This is a genomic window from Micromonospora sp. NPDC050200 (genome assembly GCF_040656135.1).
GTDB lineage: Bacteria > Actinomycetota > Actinomycetes > Mycobacteriales > Micromonosporaceae > Micromonospora.
In genome coordinates this window covers 49,098-71,387 of the sequence record NZ_JBFALG010000025.1, presented here as the reverse complement: position 1 = coordinate 71,387, position 22,290 = coordinate 49,098, and the positions used below count along the sequence as shown (strand labels likewise).

The following is a 22,290-nucleotide window of genomic DNA, read 5'->3' as shown; positions in this document are numbered from 1 at the left end:
GGCCCTACCGCCCGCCGGGCCGGGCCGCGCCGCCCCGGTCGGCGCGGCCGTCCCGCGCCCGGCGGACCCGTCGCGGCGCGGGAGAGGGGTACGCCACGGCCTCGTGCGATTGGTCAGAGAAGTCGGGATTGAGCAATAATCGGCGTGCGGCGCCGGCGAAGGCTGCCGGATCGATCTTGCGGAATGGAGGGCCTGGTGGGGCGGCGTCGCGAGTCAGCAAGATCGCGATTTGTGCAGCTCTTCACAAGCGCCTACTCTCTAGTTCCGACGCGCCCCGCTAGCACGGCCGGCACCCTCGGTCGCCAGCGGGGGTCCCGATTCGGCCGGGTACCGGAGCTGGCCGAGGATCGCACCGCACGGAGTCTCATGAGTCAGCACCGTCACCCTGGCGCGCCCAACCGCGCCGGTGCCGTACCGGCGCTCCCGGATCTCCCGGAGGCGACCGTCGCGCGGCTCCCCGAGTACCTCCGAGCCCTGCACAATCTCGCCGAAAGCGGTCACGAGACGGTCTCCAGCGAGGGGCTGGCCGGCGCCGCCGGGGTCAACTCGGCCAAGCTCCGCAAGGACCTCTCCCACCTCGGCTCGTACGGCACCCGGGGCGTCGGCTACGACGTCGCGCTGCTGGTCGACCAGATCGAGTACGTGCTCGGGCTCACCCAGCGCCGGGCCGTCGCCCTGGTCGGGGTGGGTAATCTCGGTCACGCCCTGGCCGGCTACGACGGCTTCGCCAGCCGGGGCTTCCGGATCGCCGCGCTCTTCGACGCGGACCCGTCCCGGGTCGGCGAGGTGATCAACGGCCTGGTCGTGCAGCACGTCGACGACCTGGGTCGGGTGGCCGCCGAGGAGGCGATCTCGATCGGCGTGATCGCCACCCCGGCCTCGGCCGCCCAGCCGGTCGCCGACCAGCTCGTCGCCGTCGGCGTGACGGGCATCCTGAACTTCGCTCCGTGCGTACTCTCGGTGCCAGAGGGGGTCGACGTGCGCAAGGTCGACCTCGCCATCGAGCTGCAGATCCTGTCCTTCCACGAGCATCGCAAGGCGTCGCTGACCGCGCTCCCCGCCACCGGCGGGTCCGCCCTCACGGCTCTGCCCGGCGGGCTCGCGGCCACCGACACCCAGGAGGCGATCGGCACGTGAAACTGCTCGTCGTCGGCGCGTCCCACCGCACCGCCCCCATCGCCACCCTGGAGCAGTTGGCGGTCGCCCCCGCCGACCTCACCCGCACCCTGGACCGCCTGGTCGCCCTGCCGTACGTCTCCGAGGCGGTGCTGGTCTCCACCTGCAACCGGGTGGAGGTCTACGCCGCCGTGTCCGGTTTCCACGGTGGGCTCGGCGACATCTGCGCCGTCCTCGCCGAGCAGGCCGGCGCCCCGCCGGCCGCGCTCGCCAACCACCTCTACGTGCACTTCGACGCCGCCGCGGTCGACCACGTCTTCCGGGTCGCCGCCGGGCTGGACTCGATGGTGGTCGGCGAGGCGCAGATCCTCGGCCAGCTGCGGGACGCGTACCACTGGGCCACCGGGGCCGACTCGGCCGGGCGGCTGCTGCACGAGCTGATGCAGCAGGCGCTGCGGGTGGGCAAGCGGGCGCACGCCGAGACCAACATCGACCGCGCCGGGCAGAGCGTGGTCACCGCCGCGCTGGACCTGGCCGCCGGCCACCTCGACGGTGACCTCTCCGGTCGCCCCGCCATGGTGGTCGGCGCGGGCGCGATGGGCGCGCTGAGCGTGGCGACGCTGTCCCGGCTGGGCGCCGGGCCGCTCACCGTCACCAACCGGGGGGCCGACCGGGCGGTACGCCTGGCCGAGTCGTACGGGGCGAGCGCCGTGCCGATGGCCGAGCTCGTCGACGCGCTCTCCACAGTGGACATCGTAGTGGCCGCCACCGCGGCCACCGAACCGGTCCTTACCCTCGACGTGGTGACCCGGGCGCTCGCCGGCCGGGACGCCGACCGGGGCCCGCTGGTCCTGCTCGACCTCGCCGTGCCGCGCGACGTCGAGCCCGGGGTGGCCGGGCTGCCCGGCGTCGAGGTGATCGACATCGACCGGATGGCCGCGCTGCTCGCCGACGGCCCGGCCGCCGCCGACGCCGCCGAGGTCACCCGGATCGTCACCGCCGAGGTCGAGACGTTCCTGAGCTGGCTGCGCGGGGCCGACGTGGCGCCGACCGTGGCCGCGCTGCGGGGCCGCGCCGACGACGTGGTCAGCGCCGAGCTGCGCCGGCTCGCCCAGCGCCGGCCCGACCTCGACGACGACCTGCGCGCCGAGGTCGCGCGGACGGTGCACCGGGTGGTGCAGCGGCTGCTGCACCAGCCCACCGTGCGGGTCCGCCAGCTTGCCGCGGAGCCCGGCGGCGACCAGTACGCGGCCCTGCTGCGGGAGCTGTTCGACCTCCAGGTGCCGCAGACCTCCCCGGTCGACACCGTTCCCGACGTCGTCGAGAACGCCGACAGCCGGCCTTTCTTCGACGTCGTCGACGTCCCACCCACCGGAGGTGAGCGATGAGCAGCCCCCTGCGCCTCGGTACCCGGGGCAGCGCCCTGGCGATGGCCCAGTCCGGCCACGTCGCCGAGGCCCTGACCGCAGCCACCGGCCGCGAGGTCGAGCTGGTCGAGGTGGTCACCGCCGGGGACCGCTCGGCGGCCCCCGTGCACCGGCTCGGCGTCGGCGTCTTCGTCTCCGCCCTGCGGGACGCGCTGACCGCCGGCGCCATCGACCTCGCGGTGCACTCGTACAAGGACCTGCCCACCGCCGGGGCGGCCGGGCTGCACATCGCGGCGGTGCCGGCCCGGCAGGACCCGCGCGACGCGCTGGTCGCCACGGGCGGCCGTACCCTCGCCGAGCTGCCGCCGGGCGCCGTGGTCGGCACGGGCGCGCTGCGCCGGATCGCCCAGCTGCACGCCCTCGGGTTGCAGCTGGAGGTCACCCCGATGCGGGGCAACGTGGACAGCCGCCTGCGCCGGGTGCTCGGCCCGGACGCCGACCTCGACGCCGTCGTCCTGGCCCGGGCCGGCCTGGCCCGGCTGGGCCGGACCGACGTGATCACCGAGACGCTCGACCCGATGCTGATGCTGCCCGCGCCCGCCCAGGGCGCGCTGGCGGTGGAGTGCCGGGCCGACGACCCCGACCTGGTCGAGCTGCTCGCGGTGCTCGACCACGCACCGTCCCGGGCCGCGGTCACCGCGGAACGGGCGCTGCTGGCCACCCTGGAGGCCGGGTGCAGCGCACCCGTCGCCGCCTATGCCGTCGTCGCCGAAGGCGAGCCTGCCGGCTCGAGTGCCGGGGGCGACGCCGGTGAGGAGATCTACCTGCGCGGGGCGGTGATCAGCCCGGACGGCACCCGAGACCTCCGGCTGTCCCGCACCGGTACGCCCGCCGACGCGGCGGAGATCGGCAAGGCACTCGCCGCCGAACTCCTCGAACTCGGCGCCGACTCGATCCTCGGCCACGAAGGACACACCGGCCCGGGGACCCAGCAATTTGGGAGCACAGAATGACCCGCACCCGTAAGCCCGTAGGCCGCATCGCGTTCGTCGGGGCCGGTCCCGGCGACCCGGGCCTGCTGACCCGCCGGGCGCACGACGCCCTGGTCGACGCCGACCAGGTGGTGTACGACCGGGGTGTCCCCGAGTCGCTGCTCGCCGCCGTCCGTGCCCAGGCCAGGTCCGACGCCCAGTTCACGCCCGCCGAGGGTGCTCCGGGCGACGTGGCCAAGGTGCTCATCTCCGCCGCCCGGTCCGGACTGAACGCGGTGCACCTGGTCGCCGGTGACCCGTTCGGTCACGACTCGGTGGTCAAGGAGGTGCAGGCGGTGGCGCGTACCGCCGCGCACTTCGAGGTGGTCCCGGGGGTCGGGCAGGCCGAGGGCGTGGCCACCTACGCCGGGGTGCCGCTGCCCGGCGTACGCACCGCCGCCGACGTCGAGGACGTCAGCACGCTGGACTTCGACGCGCTGGCCGCGGCCGTCGGCCGGGGCTCGCTGGCGCTCGCGGTGGACGCGGGCGACCTGGCCGCCGTCCGGGACGGCCTGCTGGCCGCCGGGGTGGACGGCACCACCGGCGTCGGGGTGACCGGCGACGGCACCGGCGAGACGCAGTACACCACCACGTCGACCGTCGACTCCTTCGTCGCGGCGGCGCTCGGCTTCACCGGCCGGGTGGTGCTCACCGTCGGTGCGGGCGTCGGCCAGCGCGACAAGCTGAGCTGGTGGGAGAACCGCCCGCTGTACGGCTGGAAGGTGCTGGTGCCCCGCACCAAGGAACAGGCCGGCGTGATGAGCGCCCGGCTGCGCGCGTACGGGGCGATCCCGTGCGAGGTGCCGACCATCGCGGTCGAGCCGCCGCGTACCCCGGCCCAGATGGAGCGGGCGGTCAAGGGCCTGGTCGACGGCCGGTACGCCTGGGTGATCTTCACCTCGGTCAACGCCGTCCGGGCGGTCTGGGAGAAGTTCGCCGAACACGGCCTGGACGCCCGCCACTTCGGCGGCGTCAAGATCGCCTGCATCGGCGAGGCGACCGCCGACGCGGTCCGCGCCTTCGGCATCCAGCCGGAGCTGATCCCGTCCGGGGAGCAGTCCTCCGAGGGGCTGCTGGCCGAGTTCTCGCCGCACGACGAGATCCTCGACCCGGTGGGCCGGGTGCTGCTGCCGCGCGCCGACATCGCCACCGAGACGCTCGCCGCCGGGCTCACCGAGCGCGGCTGGGAGGTCGACGACGTGACCGCGTACCGGACCGTCCGGGCCGCCCCGCCGCCCGCCGAGATCCGGGACGCGATCAAGTCGGGCGGGTTCGACGCGGTGCTCTTCACCTCGTCCTCGACCGTCCGGAACCTGGTCGGCATCGCCGGAAAGCCGCACGCGCGTACCGTGGTGGCAGTCATCGGGCCCAAGACGGCGGAGACCGCGACGGAGTTCGGCCTGCGGGTCGACGTGCAGCCTGCGCACGCCTCGGTGCCCGATCTGGTGGAGGCGCTCGCCGCCTACGCCGTCGAGTTGCGCGAGAAGCTCGCCGCCATGCCGGCCAAGCAGCGCCGCGGCTCGAAGGTGCAGGGGCCGACCGCCCTGAGGTTCCGCTGACAGGAGGCTCCCGTGCCGTACCCCGAGTCCCGGCCCCGCCGGCTGCGTCGTAACGCGGCCGTGCGGCGGCTGGTCTCCGAGACCCGCGTCGACCCGGCCGAGCTGGTCGTGCCGATGTTCGTCAAGGAGGGACTGACCGAGCCACGGGCCGTCGCGTCGCTCCCGGGGGTGCTCCAGCACTCCCGGGACTCGCTGCGCAAGGCCGCCGTCGAGGCGGTCCAGGCCGGAGTGGGCGGGATCATGCTCTTCGGGGTGCCGGCCTCGCGGGACGCCACCGGCTCCGGCGGCATCGACCCGGACGGCATCCTCAACGTCGCCATCCGGGACGTCGTCTCCGAGGTGGGCGACGCCACCGTGGTGATGAGCGACCTCTGCCTGGACGAGTTCACCTCGCACGGGCACTGCGGCCTGCTCACCCCGGACGGCGGCGTCGACAACGACGCCACCCTGGCCGCGTACGCCGAGATGGCGGTGGCCCAGGCCGCCGCCGGGGTCGGCGTGGTCGGGCCGTCCGGGATGATGGACGGCCAGGTCGGCGTGGTACGCCGGGCGCTCGACGCCGCCGGTCACCAGGACGTGGCGGTGCTGGCGTACGCGGTGAAGTACGCCTCGGCCTTCTTCGGCCCGTTCCGGGACGCGGTGGAGTCGGCGCTGGAGGGCGACCGGCGCACCTACCAGCAGGATCCGGCGAACCTGCGCGAGTCGCTGCGCGAGGTCGAGCTGGACATCGCCGAGGGCGCCGACATGGTGATGGTCAAGCCGGCGCTGCCCTACCTCGACGTGGTGTCGGCGGTCCGGGCCGCGGTGGACGTCCCGGTCGCCGCCTACCAGGTCTCCGGGGAGTACGCGATGGTCGAGGCGGCCGCCGCGAACGGCTGGATCGACCGCGAGCGGACGATCCTGGAGACGCTCACCTCGATCCGCCGGGCCGGCGCGCAGATCATCCTCACCTACTGGGCGGTCGAGGCCGCCCAGCTGCTCCGCCAGAGCTACTGAGCACCCCGCCGCACCTGCTCCATCCGATGGCCGTGACCGGCGGCACCGCGTGGCACCCGTCGCGCCGTGCCGCCGAGAGCTGTCGTGTCGCCGCGCTGTGTCGCCGCGAGATGCCACCGCCGGCGCCGCAGCCAGTGGGGAGGTGCGGGTGGCGCAGCACCGCCACCTGCCGCCGCCGAAGGACATGCGGGAGCGGTACTGAGACGGCCCGCCGCCCCGGGGAGAACCCGGGCCGGCGGGCCGTCGTCCGTACCTCGAACGGTCAGTCGTCGTTCGTGATGGTGCCGACCGCCAGCGGGTCGGCGAGTCGCAGGTTCAGCGGGCCGGCGACCGCGAACGCGATCGTCTCGTCCGCCTCGACCTTCCGGTCACCGCGCACGGTCACCGGGAAGGCCAGCGAGGTCTGCCCGGCGGGCAGGACCCGGCAGCCGACGTACGACTCGAAGTCCGACCCGGCCGTGGCGGTCAGGCCCACCGTGGCCGCGCAGATCGTCGTCGGCACGGAGAGCGGCCGCGAGACGGTCGCGGTGAACGTCACCGTGCTCGTGCCCTTGTCGCCCTCGACCACCGAGGCGTCGCCGACGCGCAGCGACGGCTGGGCCCGGAACCGGGCGACCTGCGGGTCGTGGTCGCTGGAACCGCGCGACCCGTCACCGGTGAACTCGGCCGGCCAGTCGGCGTTGATGTGCGCCGCCCGTACCTGCACCAGGTCGTCGTGGAGCCTGCCGTTGACGAACAGGTGGTCCAGCGTCTGCGCCTGCCCACTGAAGCTGTACGAGTACGCGGACGAGGGCACGTCGGCGACCAGGTCGTCCCACAGGTTGCGCAGGCCGGCCTGGTAGAGCGGGGCGAGCTGGTCCGACGGGGTCGGGTTGTCGCCGGTGGCGATCGGGTCGTCCGGGCGGGGGAAGACGTTCAGGTCCCCGCCGTAGACCACCCGGGCGTCCGGGTCCGACTTCTCGATCGCGGTGACGATCGCGGCCCCGTAGGCGGCCTGCTCGGTGCGCTGCCCGACCCGGCTGTCCGGGCCGGAGGAGTAGTGGTTGCTCAGCGCGTACAGGGTGAACTCCTCGGTCGCGCCCGGCGCGGCCTTCACCACGAACTTGCCCAGCTGCGGCGCGCGGGTGAAGACGTTGTTGCCGTCCTTGCCGGTGGAGGTGTCCGTGTCGGCCGGCAGTACCGCGTTGAGCGCCTTCGGGTTCTGCACGTCCGCGTTGGACGCCAGCCCCTCCGACCGGTACTGCACCGTCGGCGCGGCGCCGAACAGCGGGTCGGTTGCGGTCACCCCGGCCAGCGACAGCCGGTCGGTGCGGTAGAGGAACGCCGCGGTGATGCCGCGCGCGTCCGCGCCGGTGCGGTCGTACGTGGCGGCGTACGCCGGGCCGCCGGCCGCCGCGACGGCGAGGGCCAGTTCCTGGATGGTGTCCGGGGCGCCGTCGGCGTCGTTGGTGTCACCGCAGACCAGCTCGGCGCCACTGACCGAGCAGATGTCCTGGTCCTCGGCCTCCTGCACCAGGATCAGGTCCGGGCCGTGCAGGTCCTTCGCGATCTGGTCGGCGAGCGAGGTCAGGTGCTGCCGGTAGTCCTCCTCCGAGGCGGGCACGTAGTCGAACGGCGGCCGGACCCCGGTGCAGCCGGGGTTGCCGGCGAAGTCGCAGCCGTCGAACGGGTCGTCCCGGTAGTCGTACAGGTTCTCCACGTTGTAGGTCGCGACCGCGACCTCCCGCGACCGGTCGGCCGGCTGCGGCGGGTTGTTCTTCGACGGGTCGGCCCCGGCGGCGAACTCGGCCGACTCGACCTGCACGCCGTACTTGGAGAAGGAGTATCCGACCGCGCCGTACGCGTCCGCGCTCAGCGTGTCGAAGGTGTGCGCCGGCGGCAGCATCGCCGTGCTGTCGCCGGTGCGGCCCTTGATGCCCGTGCTGCCCAGCAGGACGCGCTGGCCGTTGCCGTCGTCGAAGCGGCGGGTCGGGTCGTTGTCCAGCGGGTGCGCGTCCCGGAACACCCGGCGGGCGTACGGGTCGGCGCGGTTCAGCAGCGGGTCGTCCCGGTCGACGACCCAGGTCTCGGCGTCGGCGCTGGAGGAGAAGACGTCCCGCCCGCTCACCGCGCCGCTGCCGGCCCGGACCTTCAGCCGGGCACCCTCGTGCCGCTCCCACCAGCGCTGCGCCTCGACCAGGGCGGCCGGCGGCGCCGCGACGGACACCTCGACCTCGCTGTCGACGTCCAGGCCGGAGGCCACCTTGCGCACCAGCGAGGCGCTGGAGAGCTGGGTGGAGTTGGAGAACTCGGAGACCCGGGCGCGGAGCACCACCTCGTCGCCCACCGTCGGCGTGTAGCCGCCGACCAGCGTGGTGAACGAGCCGGTGAAGACGAAGATGCCGTCCGAGCTGGTCGGGTCGCCGTCGGTGGCGCCCACGCGGCTCTGCAGCCAGAAGCCCCGCTGCTCGGCACCGGCCGAGGTGCGCGACAGCGACAGCTGGGTGATCACGCCGCGTACGTCGTACAGGGCGCTGCTGGTGCCGTTGCCCGAGGCGGGGGCCAGCGGGGAGCGGTCGGCCGGGCCGGACTCGGCGTCCGTGGTGGGGCCCTGCACCTCGCCGACGGTCAGCTCGCGGGTCACCTGCACGGCCAGCGTGCAGGTGGCGGTGCCGCCCTCGGCGTCGGTCGAGGTCAGCGTCACCGTGTACGCCCCGGCGGGCAGGTCGGCGCTCGCCGTCACGGTGGCCCGGGCGGTGCCGCCGACCGCGTCGGCCGGGGTGAACGCCGTACGGCTGACCGAGCCGGCGGCGGGCGCGGGGGTGACCGCGGTGACGGCCAGGTCCACGACGGTGTCGTCGGCGTCGGTGGCGGTGACCTCACGGCTCACCGCGGTGCCGGCCGAGGTGGTCAGCGTGCCGCCGCAGTTCAGCGTGGCGGGCTGGTCGACCGGGCCGCCGCCGTCCACGGTGTGCGTGCCCAGGCCGTCGAAGGTGTCGGTCGGGAAGCCCGCCCACTGGGCGGCCGGGTCGAACGCGTCGGACGGGTCAGTGTCCCCGATCGAGACCGACGCCAGCCGCCGCAGGGTGTTGTCGGCGGTGCTGGTCAGCCCGGTGCCCCACTCGGTGCCCGGGTCGACGCCGACCTGGCCGATCGAGTCGAGCACCGTGCCGGCCCTGCGCAGCACGATCGCGTCGTCGCCGTTGAACAGCGACGCGCCGCTGGTCTGGTCGGCCTGGGCGAGCACCGCCGGGGCGGCCGAGGAGGCGGCGAAGACGAAGACGTCGCCGGCGGCGACCGTGCCGCTCAACGCGATGTTCGTCGGCGTGGTGGAACCGTTGAAGTAGAGCTGGAGCTGGTAGCCGCCGGCCGTGAGGTCGACCGGGGAGCCGGTGCCGTTGAACAGCTCGATCGCCTTGTTGTTCGACGAGCCTTCGACGTACTCGGAGATGAACAGGTCGGTGGGTGCGGCGCTGGCCGCGGTGGGTGCGACGCCGATGACCGGAATGGTGACGGCGGCGGCGGTTGCGAGCGCGGCGAATCTGCGGCGCGGGCGCATGAGGCCTCCACGATGGGTGGAAATGAACTAGCGCACGTTAAGGGTTGTCGCTGGCCGCCGTCCATCCCCCGGGAGGCCGGGCGGTGAATTCGAGGGTCAGCGAGCGGCGTCCAGCCGGTGCACCAGCTCGGCGACATCCACGCTGTATTCGCACCATTCCCGGTCGGGTCGGTAGCCCAGCTCGGCGTTCACCTTGAGCATCGCCTCGTTGGCCTGGGCGTTCCAGGTCTGCACCTCGGTCAGGGTCGGCTCGGCCGAGCGCAGCTCCAGCAGCATCCGGGCCTTGATCGCCCGGTCGATGCCGTAGCCGCGGTGGTCCTGCACCACGATCGTGTCGTACTGGTCGGCCCGGGTGGGGTGCTGCGCGGGCACCACCACCTCGGTCAGCCCGGCGACCTCGCCGGAGTGCTCGTGCAGGGCCAGCACGATGTACGGCTTCATGCCCCGCCGGTGCAGCGTGTCCAGGCTGTCCCGCAGCCGCTGCGGGTCGTACGAGCTGGGGCGCAGCTCGCCGTCGTCGACGTCGCGCACCTCGGCCTTGGCCCGCGCGTACGCCTCGATCAGGTCGTCCGGTGGCCCGCCCGGGCAGAACTCCAGGTGGTATCCGGCGCCGACACCGGTCGACATCTCGGCCAGCGTCGGCCAGTCCACCGCGCGCAGGTCGAGCACGCTGCGGGTCTCGACGTACTCCCGGGTGAAGCCGAGCGACTCGTAGAAGGCGACGGCCGGAGTGTCCCCGACCACCTCGACGCCGATCGACCGGAAGCCCTCCTGGTAGACCCGGCGGGCGGCGATCAGCACCAGCTCGCGGCCCAGCCCGCTGCGCCGGGCCGCGGGGTGCACCAGCACCTCCAGCACGCCGATGTCACCGAGCAGCAGCGCGTGCACGTGGCCGAGGATCGGGCCGGGCCGGCCGTCCTGCCCCGGCTCGGCCTGGGCGACCCAGGAGATCCGCCGCTCGCCCGGCATCACCTCGGAGAGGTATTCCCGCAGGGAACTCTCCCGCCAGGGCGGATCCTGCGGGAGATCCGCCGCCAGGACCGCGTTCAGCGTGTCCAGCACGGACGCGACCTCGTCGGACGACGCGGTCCGGGGATCCCACTCGCGCACCATCACCCGTCTAGCTTGCCGTCAACGGCTGCCGGGGGGAAGTGTCCGGTCCGGCAATGTATGCGAACGATCACTTCACGTACGGCTGGCCACCCCGTACTGGTTGGCCTTGTCGAAGACGTCCTGCGCGTAGCGGCGCACGTCGTTGTAGGAGAGGATGGCGCCCCACCAGTCGCCCGGGACGGTCATGTTCCGGCCGCCCTTGCAGAGATAGCGTGCGGCGGCGAGCGCCGCGTCGTCCAGGTCGTGGGGGTCCTTGCGGCCGTCGTTGTCGGCGTCGACGCCGATCTCCTGCCAGGTGGTCGGGATGAACTGCATCGGCCCGATGGCCCGGTCGTAGACGGTGTCCCGGTCGAAGAGCCCCCGGTCGGTGTCGGTGATCCGGGACCGGCCGCCCTGCCCGTCGAGCGGATCGCCGATGATCTCCGGCTCGGCCCGGCCGGTGGACTGGAGGCTGGCGCCGTTGGCCTGCCCGTGCCGGGACTCGACGTACCCGATCGCGGCGAGCGTGGTCCAGCTCAGCTGGCAGCTCCGGTTGGTCTCGGCGAGCACCAGCTCGGCGTAGCCGTACGCCTGCATGGCCACCGGCGAGATGCCGACCCGCGCGCCGGTGGTCTGTGCCCAGCCGGCCAGGGCGTCCGCCGGGCGTCCGGTGGTGGGCGCGGCGACCGGACCGGTCGGCGACACGCCGCCGGGCGGCGCGGTGGTGGACGGCAGCGCGGTCCCGCCGGGTACCGCGGTCGCGCCGGGCAGCGCACCCGGCGCGGGTACGGCGACGGCGCCCTCGGTCTCGTCCACGGCGACCGGCTTCGGCGACCGGACGGCCGACGGGACCACCACGGCGCCCACCGCCGCGGTGGCGGCGACCAGCGCGAAGAGGAACACCCCGGGCAGGGTCAGCCGGCCGCTCGGGCGTCGGGACCAGGCCCGGGTGGCCCGGGCCGCGCCGACCACCGCCTGCCGGGGCCGTGGGAGCCGGACGGCGTGCGCGAACGGCACCCGCCGCCGTCCCGGCCGGTCCCCGCCCGCCGCGTCGACCTTCGTCGCCCCGGACCCTGCCGCGCCGTCCGCCCCCGGCTCGGTCTGGGCGGCGCCGGCGGTGCCTCCGGCCGGGGTCTGCGCCGCGTCGGCGGTGCTCCCAGCCGGGGTCGGGTCGGCCTGCGCCGTGCCAGCCGTGCTCTCGACCGCCGTCGGGTCGGCGTCGGACTTCGCCCCGGTGCCGGCGGCCCCGTCGGTGGCGGCTCCGTCGGTGGCGGCCGAGGCTACGGACGGCACCACAGCGCCACCGTCGGTCGGCTCCACGGTGGCCGGAGTGTCCGTCCCGATCCCGGTGCCGGCGGCGGTCGTGGTCGACGGCTCGGCGGCGGCCCGCAGCCGGGCGACGAAGGGGCGGCGGGGACGGGGGACCGGGGCCGGGTCGGGCGCGGCGCCGGAGCCGGCGAGCGGCCCGTCGGGCGGCGTCGCCGGTCGCAGGGGCCGCACCGTCGATCGTTCCTCGCCGCTCACCACCCGTCGAGTATCACCCATCTCCGCGCGGACGTCAGGCCCGGTCGTACGCTGGGAGCATGCCCCGGTACGAGTTCCGCTGCCGCGCCTGCGGCGACACCTTCGAGGTCAACCGCCCGATGGCCCGGGCCGGTGAACCGGCGTCCTGCCCCCAGGGGCACGCCGACACGGTCAAGCTGCTCTCCACCGTCGCGGTGACCGGCCGGAGCGGCGGTGGCCCGGTGGGCGGCGCCCCGGCGGCGCCGGCCGGCGGCTGCTGCGGCGGTGGCGGCTGCTGCTGAGCGGCCCGGCCCCGGCCCCTTCGGCGGCGCGGACCGTGCCGGTGACCGGTGGTGACGGCACCTTGGGTCGGACGCCGTCCGTCCGTTCTCACGATGCGTGACGGCCCGACCATAGGGCAGCATGAAGCCGACGTCAGGGGCGGAGGTTCCACGCATGTCGCCACGGATCCACCTCCCGAGCGGGTGGGTGACCTTCGTGTTCACCGACATCGAGGGTTCGACCCGGCTGGCCCAGCTGCTCGGGTCGGGCTACCGCCCCGTGCTGCGGGAGCACCGCCGGCTGCTCCGGGACACCCTCGCCGGCACCGACGGCGCGGAGCTGCTGACCGAGGGCGACTCGTTCTTCCTCGCCTTTCCCGACGCGGCGGCGGCGCTGACCGCCTGCCTGACCGCGCAGCGGGCGCTGTCCACCCACGACTGGCCCACTCCGGAGGCCACCCCCCGGGTCCGGATGGGACTGCACACCGGCTACGCGGAGCCGCGTGACGGCGAGTACGCCAGCCCCGAGGTGCACCGGGCCGCCCGGGTGGCCGCCGCCGCACACGGCGGGCAGGTGCTCTGCTCGGCGTCGACCGCCCGGCACGCCGACCCGCTGCCGTGCGGCGCGTCCCTGCTCGACCTCGGCCTGCACCGGCTGCGCGGCTTCGACGACCGGGAGCGGCTCTTCCAGCTGGTCGCGTCCGGACTGGAACGGCAGTTCCCCCGGCCGCGCACCGCCGACGCGGTGGCCCACAACCTGCCTACCCAGGTCACCTCCTTCATCGGCCGGGAGACCGAGCGGGCGGAGCTGGACCTGCTGGTCCGCCGGCACCGGCTGGTCACCGTGCTCGGCGCGGGGGGCGCCGGCAAGACCCGGATGGCCGTGGAGCTGGCCTCCGGGATGGTTGAGGCGCACCCGGACGGGGTGTGGTTCGTCGACATCGCCACGGTCACCGACCCGGGTCTGGTGGCGTTCGCGGTCGCCGCGGTGCTCGGGCTGCGCCCCGAGCCGGGCCGTCCGATGCTGGACACCCTGGTCGAGTACGCCGCCGCCCGGCGGATGCTGGTGGTGCTGGACACCTGCGACGCCCAGCCCGCCGCCTGCGCCGAGGGGATCTCCCGGCTGCTCGCCGGCGGGGTCGGGGTGCGGGTGCTGGCCACCAGCCGGGAGTCGTTCGGCCTGCCCGGCGAGGTGGTCTGGCGCATCCCGCCGCTCTCGGTGGACCCGCAGCCGGGGCGTACCGAGAGCGACGCGGTGGCGCTGCTGCTCGACCGGACGTCGGCGGCCCGGGGCGGCCGGTCGCCGGACTGGGCGGAGGCCGGTGACCTGCGCCGGGTGGTGCAGCGGCTGGACGGACTGCCGCTGGCGATCGAGCTGGCCGCCGCCCGGCTCCGGGTGCTCTCCGCCGGCCAGCTCGCCGCCCGCCTCGACGACGTGCTCGGCACCCTCGACGCGGGGCGGGCCGAGCCGGATCCGCCGGCGGACCAGGGCTGGACGGGCAACCAGCAGGACACCGTGGACCTGGTCGCCGCGTCGGCCGGGGGTGTGCCCCCGTCCCCGGTGCACCGGGCGGTGCAGCGCTCCGCCGTCGAGCGGCACCTCACCATGCAGGCGACGGTCACCTGGTCGTACCGGACGTTGGGGCCGCGCGCCTCCCGGCTGCTGCGCCGGCTGGCGGTCTTCGCCGGCCCGGTGGAGCTGTCCACCGTGGAGTGGCTGCTCGACGACGACCCGCTCGACCCGCTGTCGGTGCTGGTGGACAAGTCGATGGTGCTGGCCGAGCCGCGCGCCTCGGGCAGCACCTACCGGATGCTCGACCCGATCCGGGCGTACGCGGCCCGCCGGCTGGTGGAGACCGGCGAGGAGCAGGCCGCGCGGGACCGGCACGTCGCCTGGTCGGCGCACGCGCTGGAGCGGGCCCACCTGGGGCCGGACGGGCGGCCGGTGACCCTCTCGCTGTACGCACTCGACCCGCTCGCCGGGGAGCTGCGGGCCGCCCTGCGCTGGTGCGCCACCGGGGGCGGTGCCCGGGCCGGGTTGCGGCTGGCCGGTGGGCTGGACCAGTGGTGGCGGGAGCGGGGGCTGTCCCGGGAGGCGCGGCTCTGGCTGTTCCGGCTGTACGGGCGGATCGCCGAGACCGGCGAGGTGATCCCGGAGGCGGAGCTGGCGGCGGCGTACCACCTGCACTCGTTGCACGCCGGCGCGGACGGCGAGTTCGCCGAGGAACTGCGCTACTCGCAGCGGGCGGAGGCGGCGGCCCGGCAGGCCGGTGACGCCGGGCTGCTCGTCCGGGTGCTCGCCGGGCGGGCCGCGCCGCTGGTCGACATGGGGCAGTTCGCCGAGGCGGAGCGGGTCTGCCGGGAGGTCATCGACTGGGCGCAGGAGCAGCAGGTGACCGGCGATGCGCTCTTCGCCGTCTACAACCTGACCGAGCTGCTGTGGCGGCGCGGCGCGCTGGACGAGGCGGCGGAGCTGCTCGGCGCGGCCCGCCCGGTGGAGGCGGCCCGGCCGGTCGAGCGGGGTCGGCGGTCGGTGGACATGCTGCTCGGCATGGTCGCCCTGGCCCGGGGCGACCTGGTCGCCGCGCACGAGCACCTGCTGGTGGCGCTCCGGTCCCGGATGAGCCACGGCTACCACGGCCGGGCCTGCGACACGGTCAACGCGGTGGCGGTGTGCTGCGCCGCCGACGGGAAGCCGGCCGCCGCCGCCCGGCTCTTCGGCGCGGCGCAGGCGACCCGGGCGCAGCTGCGGGCCACCCCGGGTATCTGCGGCCCCTACTGGCTGGAGCGGCAGGCCGAGCTGCGCCGGGTGCTCGGTGACGCGGCCTTCGAGGCCGCGTACGGCGAGGGGGCTGAGCTGGGTCTGGAGGAGGCGGCGGCGCTGGCGCTGGCGGTGGAGCGCCCCGACCTGGGGGCGGACTCGATCCGGTTCGGCGCCGCCGGGGCGACCGCGCCCCGGCAGGGCGGCCCCGGCCGGCCGGAGCTGGACCGCCGGGAGCGGGCCTGACGGCGCCGGGCGCCCCGGTCGGGGGCGCCCGGCAGCGTCGGTCGCGGCGGGATCAGCCGCGCAGGGCGGCGCGACGCTCGGCGTCGGCCTTGATCCGGGCGGCCCGGTCGATGTCGGACTGCTGGACGGCGGCGACGGAGCCGAAGACGCTGACCGCCTGGTAGTACGTCCAGGCCAGGCTGTAGCAGGCCGGTCGGACGACGACGTTGTACGTGGCGCAGACCCGCTTCAGGTCCTCGTAGAAGGCGCTGTCGAGGCGGGACTTGTTGGCCGAGAACTGGCCCATCGCCTTGTAGTTGCGGTACCCGAAGTCGTGCCGGGCGCAGGAGAGGGTGAAGTTGAACCCGAGCGGGTTGTCCGGGCTGGACGAGCAGTAGTCGGTGGACCAGTCGAAGTTGTAGTCGGCCCAGGCGCCCTTGTTCAGCCGGGCGGAGTTCCAGGCGTTGTAGCTGGTCGCGCTGGTCTGTGTCCAGCTGGACAGCACCGAGAGCTTCTGCGTCGTGGTCACCGCGAACGCGGGCGAGCTCACGCCGAGCACGGCGAGCAGCGCGAACGCGCCGGCGGCGAAGAGGGTGGCGAGTCGTCTGGGCATTCGGGTTCCTCCGCGGGAGTCACGTACGGCCGGTGACCGGTGGATCACCGGGTGTCGGAACAGTCTCGACGAATTGCCGTACCTCGATGTGTGACCGGCGCGAACTATTGATGACAGACGTTGAAACAGACGAATGCCCCGGGCGGTGACCGCCCGGGGCATTCGCGGCTGCGTCAGCGCACCACCCGCGCGGGGCTGGCCGGGCTCTCGTTCCAGAGCCGGTCCAGCGCGGTCACGTGGTACGTGTACGTCCGTCCCGGCTGCGCCGTGGCGTCCAGGAAGGACTGCACGGCGGTGGCGTCGTCGGCCCGGAGGGTGCCGACCAGGTAGGACGCGTCGGCGAAGGCGCAGGCGTCCACCGGCTCGTCCCCGTCGAACCGGTAGACCGCGTACGAGGTGGCGTCGCCGAACGGACCCCGGCCGTCGGCCGGCTGCCGCCAGCTCAACCGCACGCCGTCCGCCGAGCGCTCCGCCTGCGTGACCACCGGCTGCGGCAGCGGCTGGGCGGGCAGGTGCGGCATCGCCGGCACCAGCGCCGGCCGGGAGTAGTGCTCGGCGGCGTAGTTGTCGGTGGCGCCGAGCCGGTTGGCCCTCACCTGCACGGCCGAGAAGTGCACGTTGCCGAGCACCTCCGGGTACGACCGGTTGAGCGTCAGGTGGTCGGACAGCTCGCGCGGGTTCTGCCAGTACGGCCCGTACGCCGCCTCACCGCTCTTGTAGTCGGCCTGGCCGACGTAGAGCTGCACCCGGGTGCCGCGCACCGTCTCGGCCCACCACGGCACGAGCCGGGCGTAGTCGGCGGCCGGGTACTGGCCGATGTACCAGTAGAGCTGCGGCACCACGTAGTCGATCCACTCCTGCTTGACCCAGGTCCGGGTGTCGGCGGAGATGATGTCGTACGACTGGCTGCCGGTGGTGTCCGAACCCAGCGGGTCGGCGGACTTGTTCCGCCAGATGCCGAACGGGCTGACGCCGAACTTCACCCACGGCTTGGCCGCCTTGATCTTGCCGTTCATCTCCTGGACCAGCAGGTTGATGTTGTCCCGCCGCCAGTCGGCCCGGTCGGTGAAGCCCCGGTTGTACGCCGCGAAGGTGGCGTCGTCCGGCACCTGGTGGGTGCCGCTCGGGTACGGGTAGAAGTAGTCGTCGAAGTGCACGCCGTCGATGTCGTACCGGTTGACCGCGTCCATCATCGCGGTCTGGACGAACTCGCGGACCTCCGGGATGCCGGGGTTGTAGTAGAGCCGGCTGCCGGCCACGTTGGCCGGCGGGTAGGCGAAGGTCCACTCCGGGTGCTGCCGCGCCGGGTGGTTCGGCGCGAGCTTGGCGAGGTCCGCGCCGGCGCCGCCCGGGGCCGGCATGGAGACCCGGTACGGGTTGAACCAGGCGTGGAACTCCAGGTTCCGCTTGTGCGACTCGGTGACGAGGAACCTCAGCGGGTCCCAGCCCGGGTCCTGGCCGCGCACCCCGGTCAGGTACTCCGACCACGGCTCGTACGGCGAGGGCCAGAACGCGTCGGCGGTCGGCCGGACCTGGACGACCACCGCGTTGTGGTTGAGCTGCTGCGCCAGGTCGAGCCAGCCCAGGTACTCCGCCTTCTGCTTGGCGACCTGGTCGGGCGCGGTCTGGGACGCCTTGCTGGGCCAGTCGATGTTCGTCACCGATGCGATCCACATGGCCCGGAACTGCCGCTTGGGGGTGGCCGGGTCGGTGCTGCAGTCGGTGGTGGATCCGGTGGCGGCCGTGTCCGGAGCGGCGCTCGCGGGCGTGCCGGCGACCAGCGCGCCGAGCAGTGCCACGGCCAGCCCGGCGGCTCGGAGCCGAGTTGCCTTCATGCGGTGTGTCCCTTCGTCGGGCTCCCGGTTGTCGCGGCGTCCATGGCAAGATTCGCCATCAGCTATCTACCGCTGGTAGGAAATTTTCACACCTGGTGGGCTTCGCGCAAGGGTCCGACCCCGGATGTCCGAATTGCCGGCCGGCCAGCCCGGGGGCGACGCGGCTCGCCGCGCGGACCGTGACCCGCCCCACACGAGTGGTCAGCGCCCGATCGGCCCGTGAAGTGGTCAGGGCTTCGGCTGGGGCTTGCCGGTGGGGCCCTGGACGACCGGCTTGCCGTCTTCCCAGGTGACCTCGTCGAGCCAGACCTGGCGGCCGGGGTCGGTGGTGCCCTCCTGTCCGGGCGGCCAGGCGTGATAGACCAGCCAGGTCCGGCCGTCCTTGACCACCGTCGAGGCGTGGCCGGGGCCGGACGCGACGGCGTTGGTCCGCAGGATCGGGTTCTCCGCGGCCTTCACGCACGGGCCGGTGGGGCTCTCGCAGACCGCGTAGCCCTCGGCGTACTCGGCCCGGTCGTAGGCGTTGGCGGCGAAGAAGAGGTGCAGCTTCCCGTCGTGCCGGTGGAAGAACGGGCCCTCGATCAGGGCGCCCTCCCAGGGCTCGGTCTGCTTCAGCAGCTTCGTCGGCTCGCCCACCAGCCGCAGCCCGTCCTCGGAGAGGCGCTGCGACCAGAGCCAGGTGTCCACCCCGATCGCGTTGCCGTCGTTCTTCCACAGCAGCCAGAGGCTGCCGTCGGTGTCCCGGTACGGGCTGGCGTCGATCGCCCCGCCCAGCTCCGCCTGACAGATGAACGGCTCGGTCGAGTCGTCCCGGTACGGGCCCTGCGGGCTGCTCGCCACCGCCCGCCCCACGCACTGCCGGCCCGACGCGCGCCCGGCGACCGTGTAGTAGAGCAGGAACCGGTCCGGGGCGAGCTGGATCGCCTCCGGCGCCCAGGTCTTCCCCGGGTCCGCCCAGTCGGGCAGCTCCGGCAGGGCGTCGCCGGCCTCGGTCCAGTCGACCAGGTCGGCCGAGCGCAGCACCGGGACGTTGCGCTCGCCGCTGTTGGTGTGGAACAGCCACCACTCGTCGCCGACCCGGATCACCTGCGGGTCGGGCGCGTCGGTGCGGACCACCGGGTTGGTGAACATGCTGGCGTCGTCTCCCGTACTCGAAGGGGTTTCTCCACCGCAGCCGGCGACGAGCAGCGCGGCGGCGAGGACCGCCGCCGCGGCGCGTCGCCGGGAACCTCCGGCCCTCATCCCTTCAGGCCGCTGCGCGAGACGCCCTGGATGATGTGCCGCTGGGCCAGCACGAAGAGGATCAGCACCGGCACGCTGGCCAGCACCGCCCCCGCCATGATCACCGGGTAGTCGCTGACGTAGGCGCCCTGGAGCAGGCCCAGCCCCGCCGGCAGGGTCAGCCGCTCCGGGCTGAACAGCACGTAGATCGGCCAGAGGAAGTCGTTCCAGTTGGTCAGGAACGACAGCACCGCGAGGGTGGCCAGGGCCGGCTTCGACAGCGGCAGCAGCACCCTGGTGAAGACCTCCCAGTGGTTGGCGCCGTCCAGCACCGCCGCCTCCTCCAGTTCGCGCGGGATGGAGAGGAAGAACTGCCGCAGGAAGAACACCCCGAAGGCGCTGGCCGCACCGGGCACGATCACCACGGTCAGGGTGTCCAGCCAGCCGAGCCGGTCGGCGATCACGAAGTTCGGGATGATCAGCGAGGTGGGTGGGATGAACAGGGTCCCCACGATCAGCGCGAAGCCCACCGCCCGGCCGCGGAAGCGCAGCCGGGCCAGCGCGTACGCGGCCAGCGAGGCGGTCACCAGCACCAGCAGCGCGTGCAGGGCGGCCGCCAGCATGCTGTTGACGAACCAGCGCAGCACCGGGTTCGAGGTGTTGCCGAGGATCTGCCGGTAGCCGTAGGTGGAGAACGGATCGGGCACGAAGCTCGGCGGGAGCTTCTGCGCGTCGCCGTAGGTCTTCAGCGAGGTGACCGCCATCCACACCAGCGGGGTCAGGAACACCAGGGTGAGGAGCACCAGGACCGCGTAGCGCGCGGAACGGCGGAGAGTCGTCATGGTCGGCCCCTCAGTCTTCCCGGTACCGGAAGAACCGGAAGTTGACGATGCTGATCACCGCGAGCGCCAGCGCGAAGACGATGCTCATCGCCGCTGCCCGGCCCGCGTCGTTGTCCCGCAGCCCCTCGTTCACGATCCGCCAGACCACCGTGCGGGTCTGCTCGCCGGGCGCGCCCTGGGTGATCAGGAACGACTGCCCGAAGACGTTCGCCGAGGCGAGGATCGTGGTGGTCAGCACGAAGAGCATGACCGGGCGCAGCCCCGGCAGGGTGACGTTGCGGAACCGGTCCCAGCCGTTCGCGCCGTCTACCTTCGCCGCCTCGTAGAGCTCGGCCGGGATGTCCTGCAGGCCGGCCAGGTAGATCACCGCGTTGAACCCGGAGGTCCACCAGATGGTCACCCCGACCAGCGACACCCAGGCCCACGGCACGTCGGTCACCCACGGGGTGTCCGACGGCAGCCCGACCGCGCCGAGCAGCCGGTTGACCAGGCCCAGGTTGGCGTCGAGCAGGAAGCGCCAGAGCAGGCCGATCACCGCCACCCCGAGCACGTACGGGGCGAAGTAGACCGCCCGGAAGAACGTCCGCCCCGGGAACGACCTGTTGAGCAGCAGCGCCAGCCCCAGCGGGACCACCACCAGCAGCGGCACCGAGAAGACCGTGAAGATCGCCGTGGCCCGGACGCTCGACCACCAGTCCCCGTAGATCGCCGACTCGCTGTCGAAGAGATCCCGGTAGTTGTCCAGCCCGACGAAGGGCCGGTTGGGCAGTTGGAGGTCCCACTGGTGCACGCTCAGCCAGATTCCGAAGAGGATCGGCAGCAGGCCGAAGACGCCGAAGAGGACCAGGTACGGCGCGAGGAAGAGGTACGGGGTCGCACGGTTGCCCCGGCTCGTTGCGCCCCCGCGGGATTTCCGCCCCGCCGGGGGCGGCGCGTCCGTGCGCGCCGCCCCGACCTCGATCACGTCCGCCACACCGAATCAGCTCCCGTACTTCTTGCGGTTGTCCTCGAGCTGCTTGTTCGCCTTGGCGACCCCGTCGTCGAGGGCCTGCCTTGGCGACTTCTTGCCCAGCGCCGCCTCGTTGAAGGAGGTGTAGAAGGTGTTGATCACCTCGCCGAGCCCGGGGGCGGCGGGCGGGAAGGCCGCGTACTCCAGCTCGGGGGCGAGCGTGGAGACGTCCTTCAGGCCCTTGAACTCGGCGCTCTCCCGGACCGCCTTGCGGGCCGGCACCTGGCCGCCCTTGGCCCAGTCCAGCGAGTGCTGGCTCAGCCAGTTGATGAACACCTTGGCGCCGGAGATCTTGTTGTTGTCCGCGCTGCGCTGCTTGACGATGGTGAAGTTGTGCGAGTTGGCCCAGGCGGCCTGCTGACTGCCGATCTGCGGCAGCGGCGCGACGCCGATCTGCGCGTTCGGGTCCTTGGCGATGTCGTTGATCTGCCAGATGCCGTTCCAGTTGAAGGCGTTCTTGCCGCTCTTGAGTGCCAGGTAGTCGGCGTCCTGGCCGACGTTGGCCGGGGAGTGGCCCTGCTTGATCAGGTCGACCAGCCAGGTGCACGCCTCGACGGCCGGGTCGGAGTTGAAGGTCGCCCTGGCCACGTCGGCGTCGAAGAGGGTGCCGCCCCACTGGTGCAGCAGCGAGTAGAAGGTCATCCCGCCGGTGAACTGGAACGGGCTGATCCAGAAGCCCTGCACGCCGGATTTTTTCAGCTCGGTCAGCGCGGCGGTGTACTCCGCACGGTTGGTCGGCGGCTTGTTCGGGTCCAGGCCGGCCTTCTGCATCACGGTCTTGTTGTAGTAGAAGCCGAGCGGGTGCATGTCCAGCGGGATGCCGTACCGCTTGTCGTGGTAGAGGCCGCCCTTCCAGACGGTCGGGGCGAAGTCGCCCTCGCTGAGCTCCAGCGCCTTGGCCACGTCGTCCAGCTCGGTGATCACGCCGCGGGCGGCGAAGGTGGCCAGCTGGTCCATGTGCATGACCGCGATGTCCGGGCCCGAGCCGCTGGAGACCGCGCCGGGGAGCTTGCTGTAGTAGTCCTCCCAGCGGTACGTGTTCACCGCGATCGCGATGTTCTGGTGCTCGGAGTTGAACTGCTCGACCAGCTTCTTGAAGATGTCGCCGTCACCGCCGGTGAAGCCGTTCCACAGGTTCAGCGACACCTTGGGGCCGGTGTAGTCCTTGCCCCCGTTGCCGCTGGCGGTCGAGGTGCTGGCGCTGCCGCCGCCGCAGCCGGCGAGGGTCAGCGAGGCGGCCGCGCCGAGGCCCACGCCGAGCCCGAGCAGGCGCCGCCGGCTCAATTCGTTGTGCATCATGC

16 protein-coding genes are annotated in these 22,290 nt (G+C 73.5%); 7 read left to right on the top strand and 9 right to left on the bottom strand.

The annotated features are described in order from the left end of the window. The first annotated feature begins 366 nt into the window (after positions 1-366). From AB0I41_RS18335 to hemB, 5 genes are read left to right on the top strand one after another with little or no spacing between them, the layout of a single operon-like run. Entirely contained in the window at positions 367-1,137 is a 771-nt protein-coding gene (locus AB0I41_RS18335) for a redox-sensing transcriptional repressor Rex (protein WP_357108587.1), read from the top strand. Further along, the gene (locus AB0I41_RS18330; RefSeq protein WP_357108584.1) at positions 1,134-2,504 is read left to right on the top strand and encodes a glutamyl-tRNA reductase; all 1,371 of its coding nucleotides are present in this window, start codon (positions 1,134-1,136) and stop codon (positions 2,502-2,504) included. Before AB0I41_RS18335 ends, AB0I41_RS18330 begins: the two co-directional genes overlap by 4 nt. Beyond that, positions 2,501-3,496 (top strand): hydroxymethylbilane synthase, encoded by a 996-nt coding sequence (hemC, locus tag AB0I41_RS18325; protein WP_357108581.1) that lies wholly within the window; start codon positions 2,501-2,503, stop codon positions 3,494-3,496. Before AB0I41_RS18330 ends, hemC begins: the two co-directional genes overlap by 4 nt. Beyond that, complete coding sequence (locus tag AB0I41_RS18320; RefSeq protein WP_357108578.1) at positions 3,493-5,073, top strand: uroporphyrinogen-III synthase; 1,581 nt, start codon at positions 3,493-3,495, stop codon at positions 5,071-5,073. The genes hemC and AB0I41_RS18320 overlap by 4 nt, the downstream gene beginning before the upstream one ends. A 12-nt stretch (positions 5,074-5,085) precedes the next feature. Then, positions 5,086-6,069: a porphobilinogen synthase gene (hemB, locus tag AB0I41_RS18315; protein ID WP_357108575.1), complete on the top strand. Its 984-nt coding sequence runs from the start codon at positions 5,086-5,088 to the stop codon at positions 6,067-6,069. A gap of 262 nt (positions 6,070-6,331) precedes the next feature. Here hemB and AB0I41_RS18310 read toward each other — a convergent pair whose 3' ends face one another. From AB0I41_RS18310 to AB0I41_RS18300, 3 genes are all read right to left on the bottom strand, one after another. Further along, the gene (locus tag AB0I41_RS18310; protein ID WP_357108572.1) at positions 6,332-9,607 is read right to left on the bottom strand and encodes a lamin tail domain-containing protein; all 3,276 of its coding nucleotides are present in this window, start codon (positions 9,605-9,607) and stop codon (positions 6,332-6,334) included. 96 nt (positions 9,608-9,703) lie between these two features. Continuing rightward, positions 9,704-10,720, bottom strand: a complete 1,017-nt coding sequence (locus tag AB0I41_RS18305) for a GNAT family N-acetyltransferase (RefSeq protein ID WP_357108670.1) — start codon at positions 10,718-10,720, stop codon at positions 9,704-9,706. Positions 10,721-10,792: 72 nt separating this feature from the next. After that, positions 10,793-12,226, bottom strand: coding sequence for a lytic murein transglycosylase (locus tag AB0I41_RS18300; RefSeq protein WP_357108570.1), 1,434 nt, complete (start codon positions 12,224-12,226; stop codon positions 10,793-10,795). A 56-nt stretch (positions 12,227-12,282) separates the two neighbouring features. Here AB0I41_RS18300 and AB0I41_RS18295 point away from each other — a divergent pair, with 56 nt between their 5' ends. Beyond that, positions 12,283-12,504 (top strand): zinc ribbon domain-containing protein, encoded by a 222-nt coding sequence (locus AB0I41_RS18295; RefSeq protein WP_357108567.1) that lies wholly within the window; start codon positions 12,283-12,285, stop codon positions 12,502-12,504. 154 nt (positions 12,505-12,658) lie between these two features. Beyond that, a complete protein-coding gene (locus AB0I41_RS18290; RefSeq protein WP_357108564.1) occupies positions 12,659-15,490 on the top strand; it encodes an adenylate/guanylate cyclase domain-containing protein in 2,832 nt (943 codons plus the stop codon). Between the two features lie 52 nt (positions 15,491-15,542). Here the strand turns inward: AB0I41_RS18290 and AB0I41_RS18285 are convergent, their stop codons facing one another. The 6 genes from AB0I41_RS18285 to AB0I41_RS18260 all read right to left on the bottom strand — a co-directional run bounded on the left by AB0I41_RS18285 (position 15,543) and on the right by AB0I41_RS18260 (position 22,288). After that, positions 15,543-16,082, bottom strand: a complete 540-nt coding sequence (locus AB0I41_RS18285) for a phospholipase (RefSeq protein ID WP_357108561.1) — start codon at positions 16,080-16,082, stop codon at positions 15,543-15,545. Positions 16,083-16,255: 173 nt separating this feature from the next. Beyond that, a complete protein-coding gene (locus AB0I41_RS18280) occupies positions 16,256-17,917 on the bottom strand; it encodes a family 10 glycosylhydrolase (RefSeq protein WP_357108558.1) in 1,662 nt (553 codons plus the stop codon). Positions 17,918-18,145: 228 nt separating this feature from the next. Next, positions 18,146-19,159, bottom strand: a complete 1,014-nt coding sequence (locus AB0I41_RS18275) for a glycoside hydrolase family 43 protein (RefSeq protein WP_357108555.1) — start codon at positions 19,157-19,159, stop codon at positions 18,146-18,148. Further along, on the bottom strand, positions 19,156-19,980 hold the full coding sequence (locus AB0I41_RS18270) for a carbohydrate ABC transporter permease (protein ID WP_357108552.1): 825 nt from the start codon (positions 19,978-19,980) through the stop codon (positions 19,156-19,158). The genes AB0I41_RS18275 and AB0I41_RS18270 overlap by 4 nt, the downstream gene beginning before the upstream one ends. Positions 19,981-19,990: 10 nt before the next feature. Continuing rightward, the gene (locus tag AB0I41_RS18265) at positions 19,991-20,953 is read right to left on the bottom strand and encodes a sugar ABC transporter permease (protein WP_357108550.1); all 963 of its coding nucleotides are present in this window, start codon (positions 20,951-20,953) and stop codon (positions 19,991-19,993) included. A gap of 6 nt (positions 20,954-20,959) precedes the next feature. After that, on the bottom strand, positions 20,960-22,288 hold the full coding sequence (locus AB0I41_RS18260) for an ABC transporter substrate-binding protein (RefSeq protein ID WP_357108547.1): 1,329 nt from the start codon (positions 22,286-22,288) through the stop codon (positions 20,960-20,962). Between the last annotated feature and the right edge of the window lie 2 nt (positions 22,289-22,290).

Bases quoted from the DNA above. Each gene is read 5' to 3' on its own strand.
- AB0I41_RS18305 (WP_357108670.1), bottom strand. From the start codon at position 10,720: ATGGTGCGCGAGTGGGATCCCCGGACCGCGTCGTCCGACGAGGTCGCG.
- AB0I41_RS18260 (WP_357108547.1), bottom strand. From the start codon at position 22,288: ATGATGCACAACGAATTGAGCCGGCGGCGCCTGCTCGGGCTCGGCGTG.
- AB0I41_RS18290 (WP_357108564.1), top strand. From the start codon at position 12,659: ATGTCGCCACGGATCCACCTCCCGAGCGGGTGGGTGACCTTCGTGTTC.
- AB0I41_RS18285 (WP_357108561.1), bottom strand. From the start codon at position 16,082: ATGCCCAGACGACTCGCCACCCTCTTCGCCGCCGGCGCGTTCGCGCTG.
- AB0I41_RS18270 (WP_357108552.1), bottom strand. From the start codon at position 19,980: ATGACGACTCTCCGCCGTTCCGCGCGCTACGCGGTCCTGGTGCTCCTC.
- AB0I41_RS18295 (WP_357108567.1), top strand. From the start codon at position 12,283: ATGCCCCGGTACGAGTTCCGCTGCCGCGCCTGCGGCGACACCTTCGAG.
- AB0I41_RS18275 (WP_357108555.1), bottom strand. From the start codon at position 19,159: ATGAGGGCCGGAGGTTCCCGGCGACGCGCCGCGGCGGCGGTCCTCGCC.
- AB0I41_RS18320 (WP_357108578.1), top strand. From the start codon at position 3,493: ATGACCCGCACCCGTAAGCCCGTAGGCCGCATCGCGTTCGTCGGGGCC.
- AB0I41_RS18280 (WP_357108558.1), bottom strand. From the start codon at position 17,917: ATGAAGGCAACTCGGCTCCGAGCCGCCGGGCTGGCCGTGGCACTGCTC.
- hemC (WP_357108581.1), top strand. From the start codon at position 2,501: ATGAGCAGCCCCCTGCGCCTCGGTACCCGGGGCAGCGCCCTGGCGATG.
- AB0I41_RS18310 (WP_357108572.1), bottom strand. From the start codon at position 9,607: ATGCGCCCGCGCCGCAGATTCGCCGCGCTCGCAACCGCCGCCGCCGTC.
- AB0I41_RS18335 (WP_357108587.1), top strand. From the start codon at position 367: ATGAGTCAGCACCGTCACCCTGGCGCGCCCAACCGCGCCGGTGCCGTA.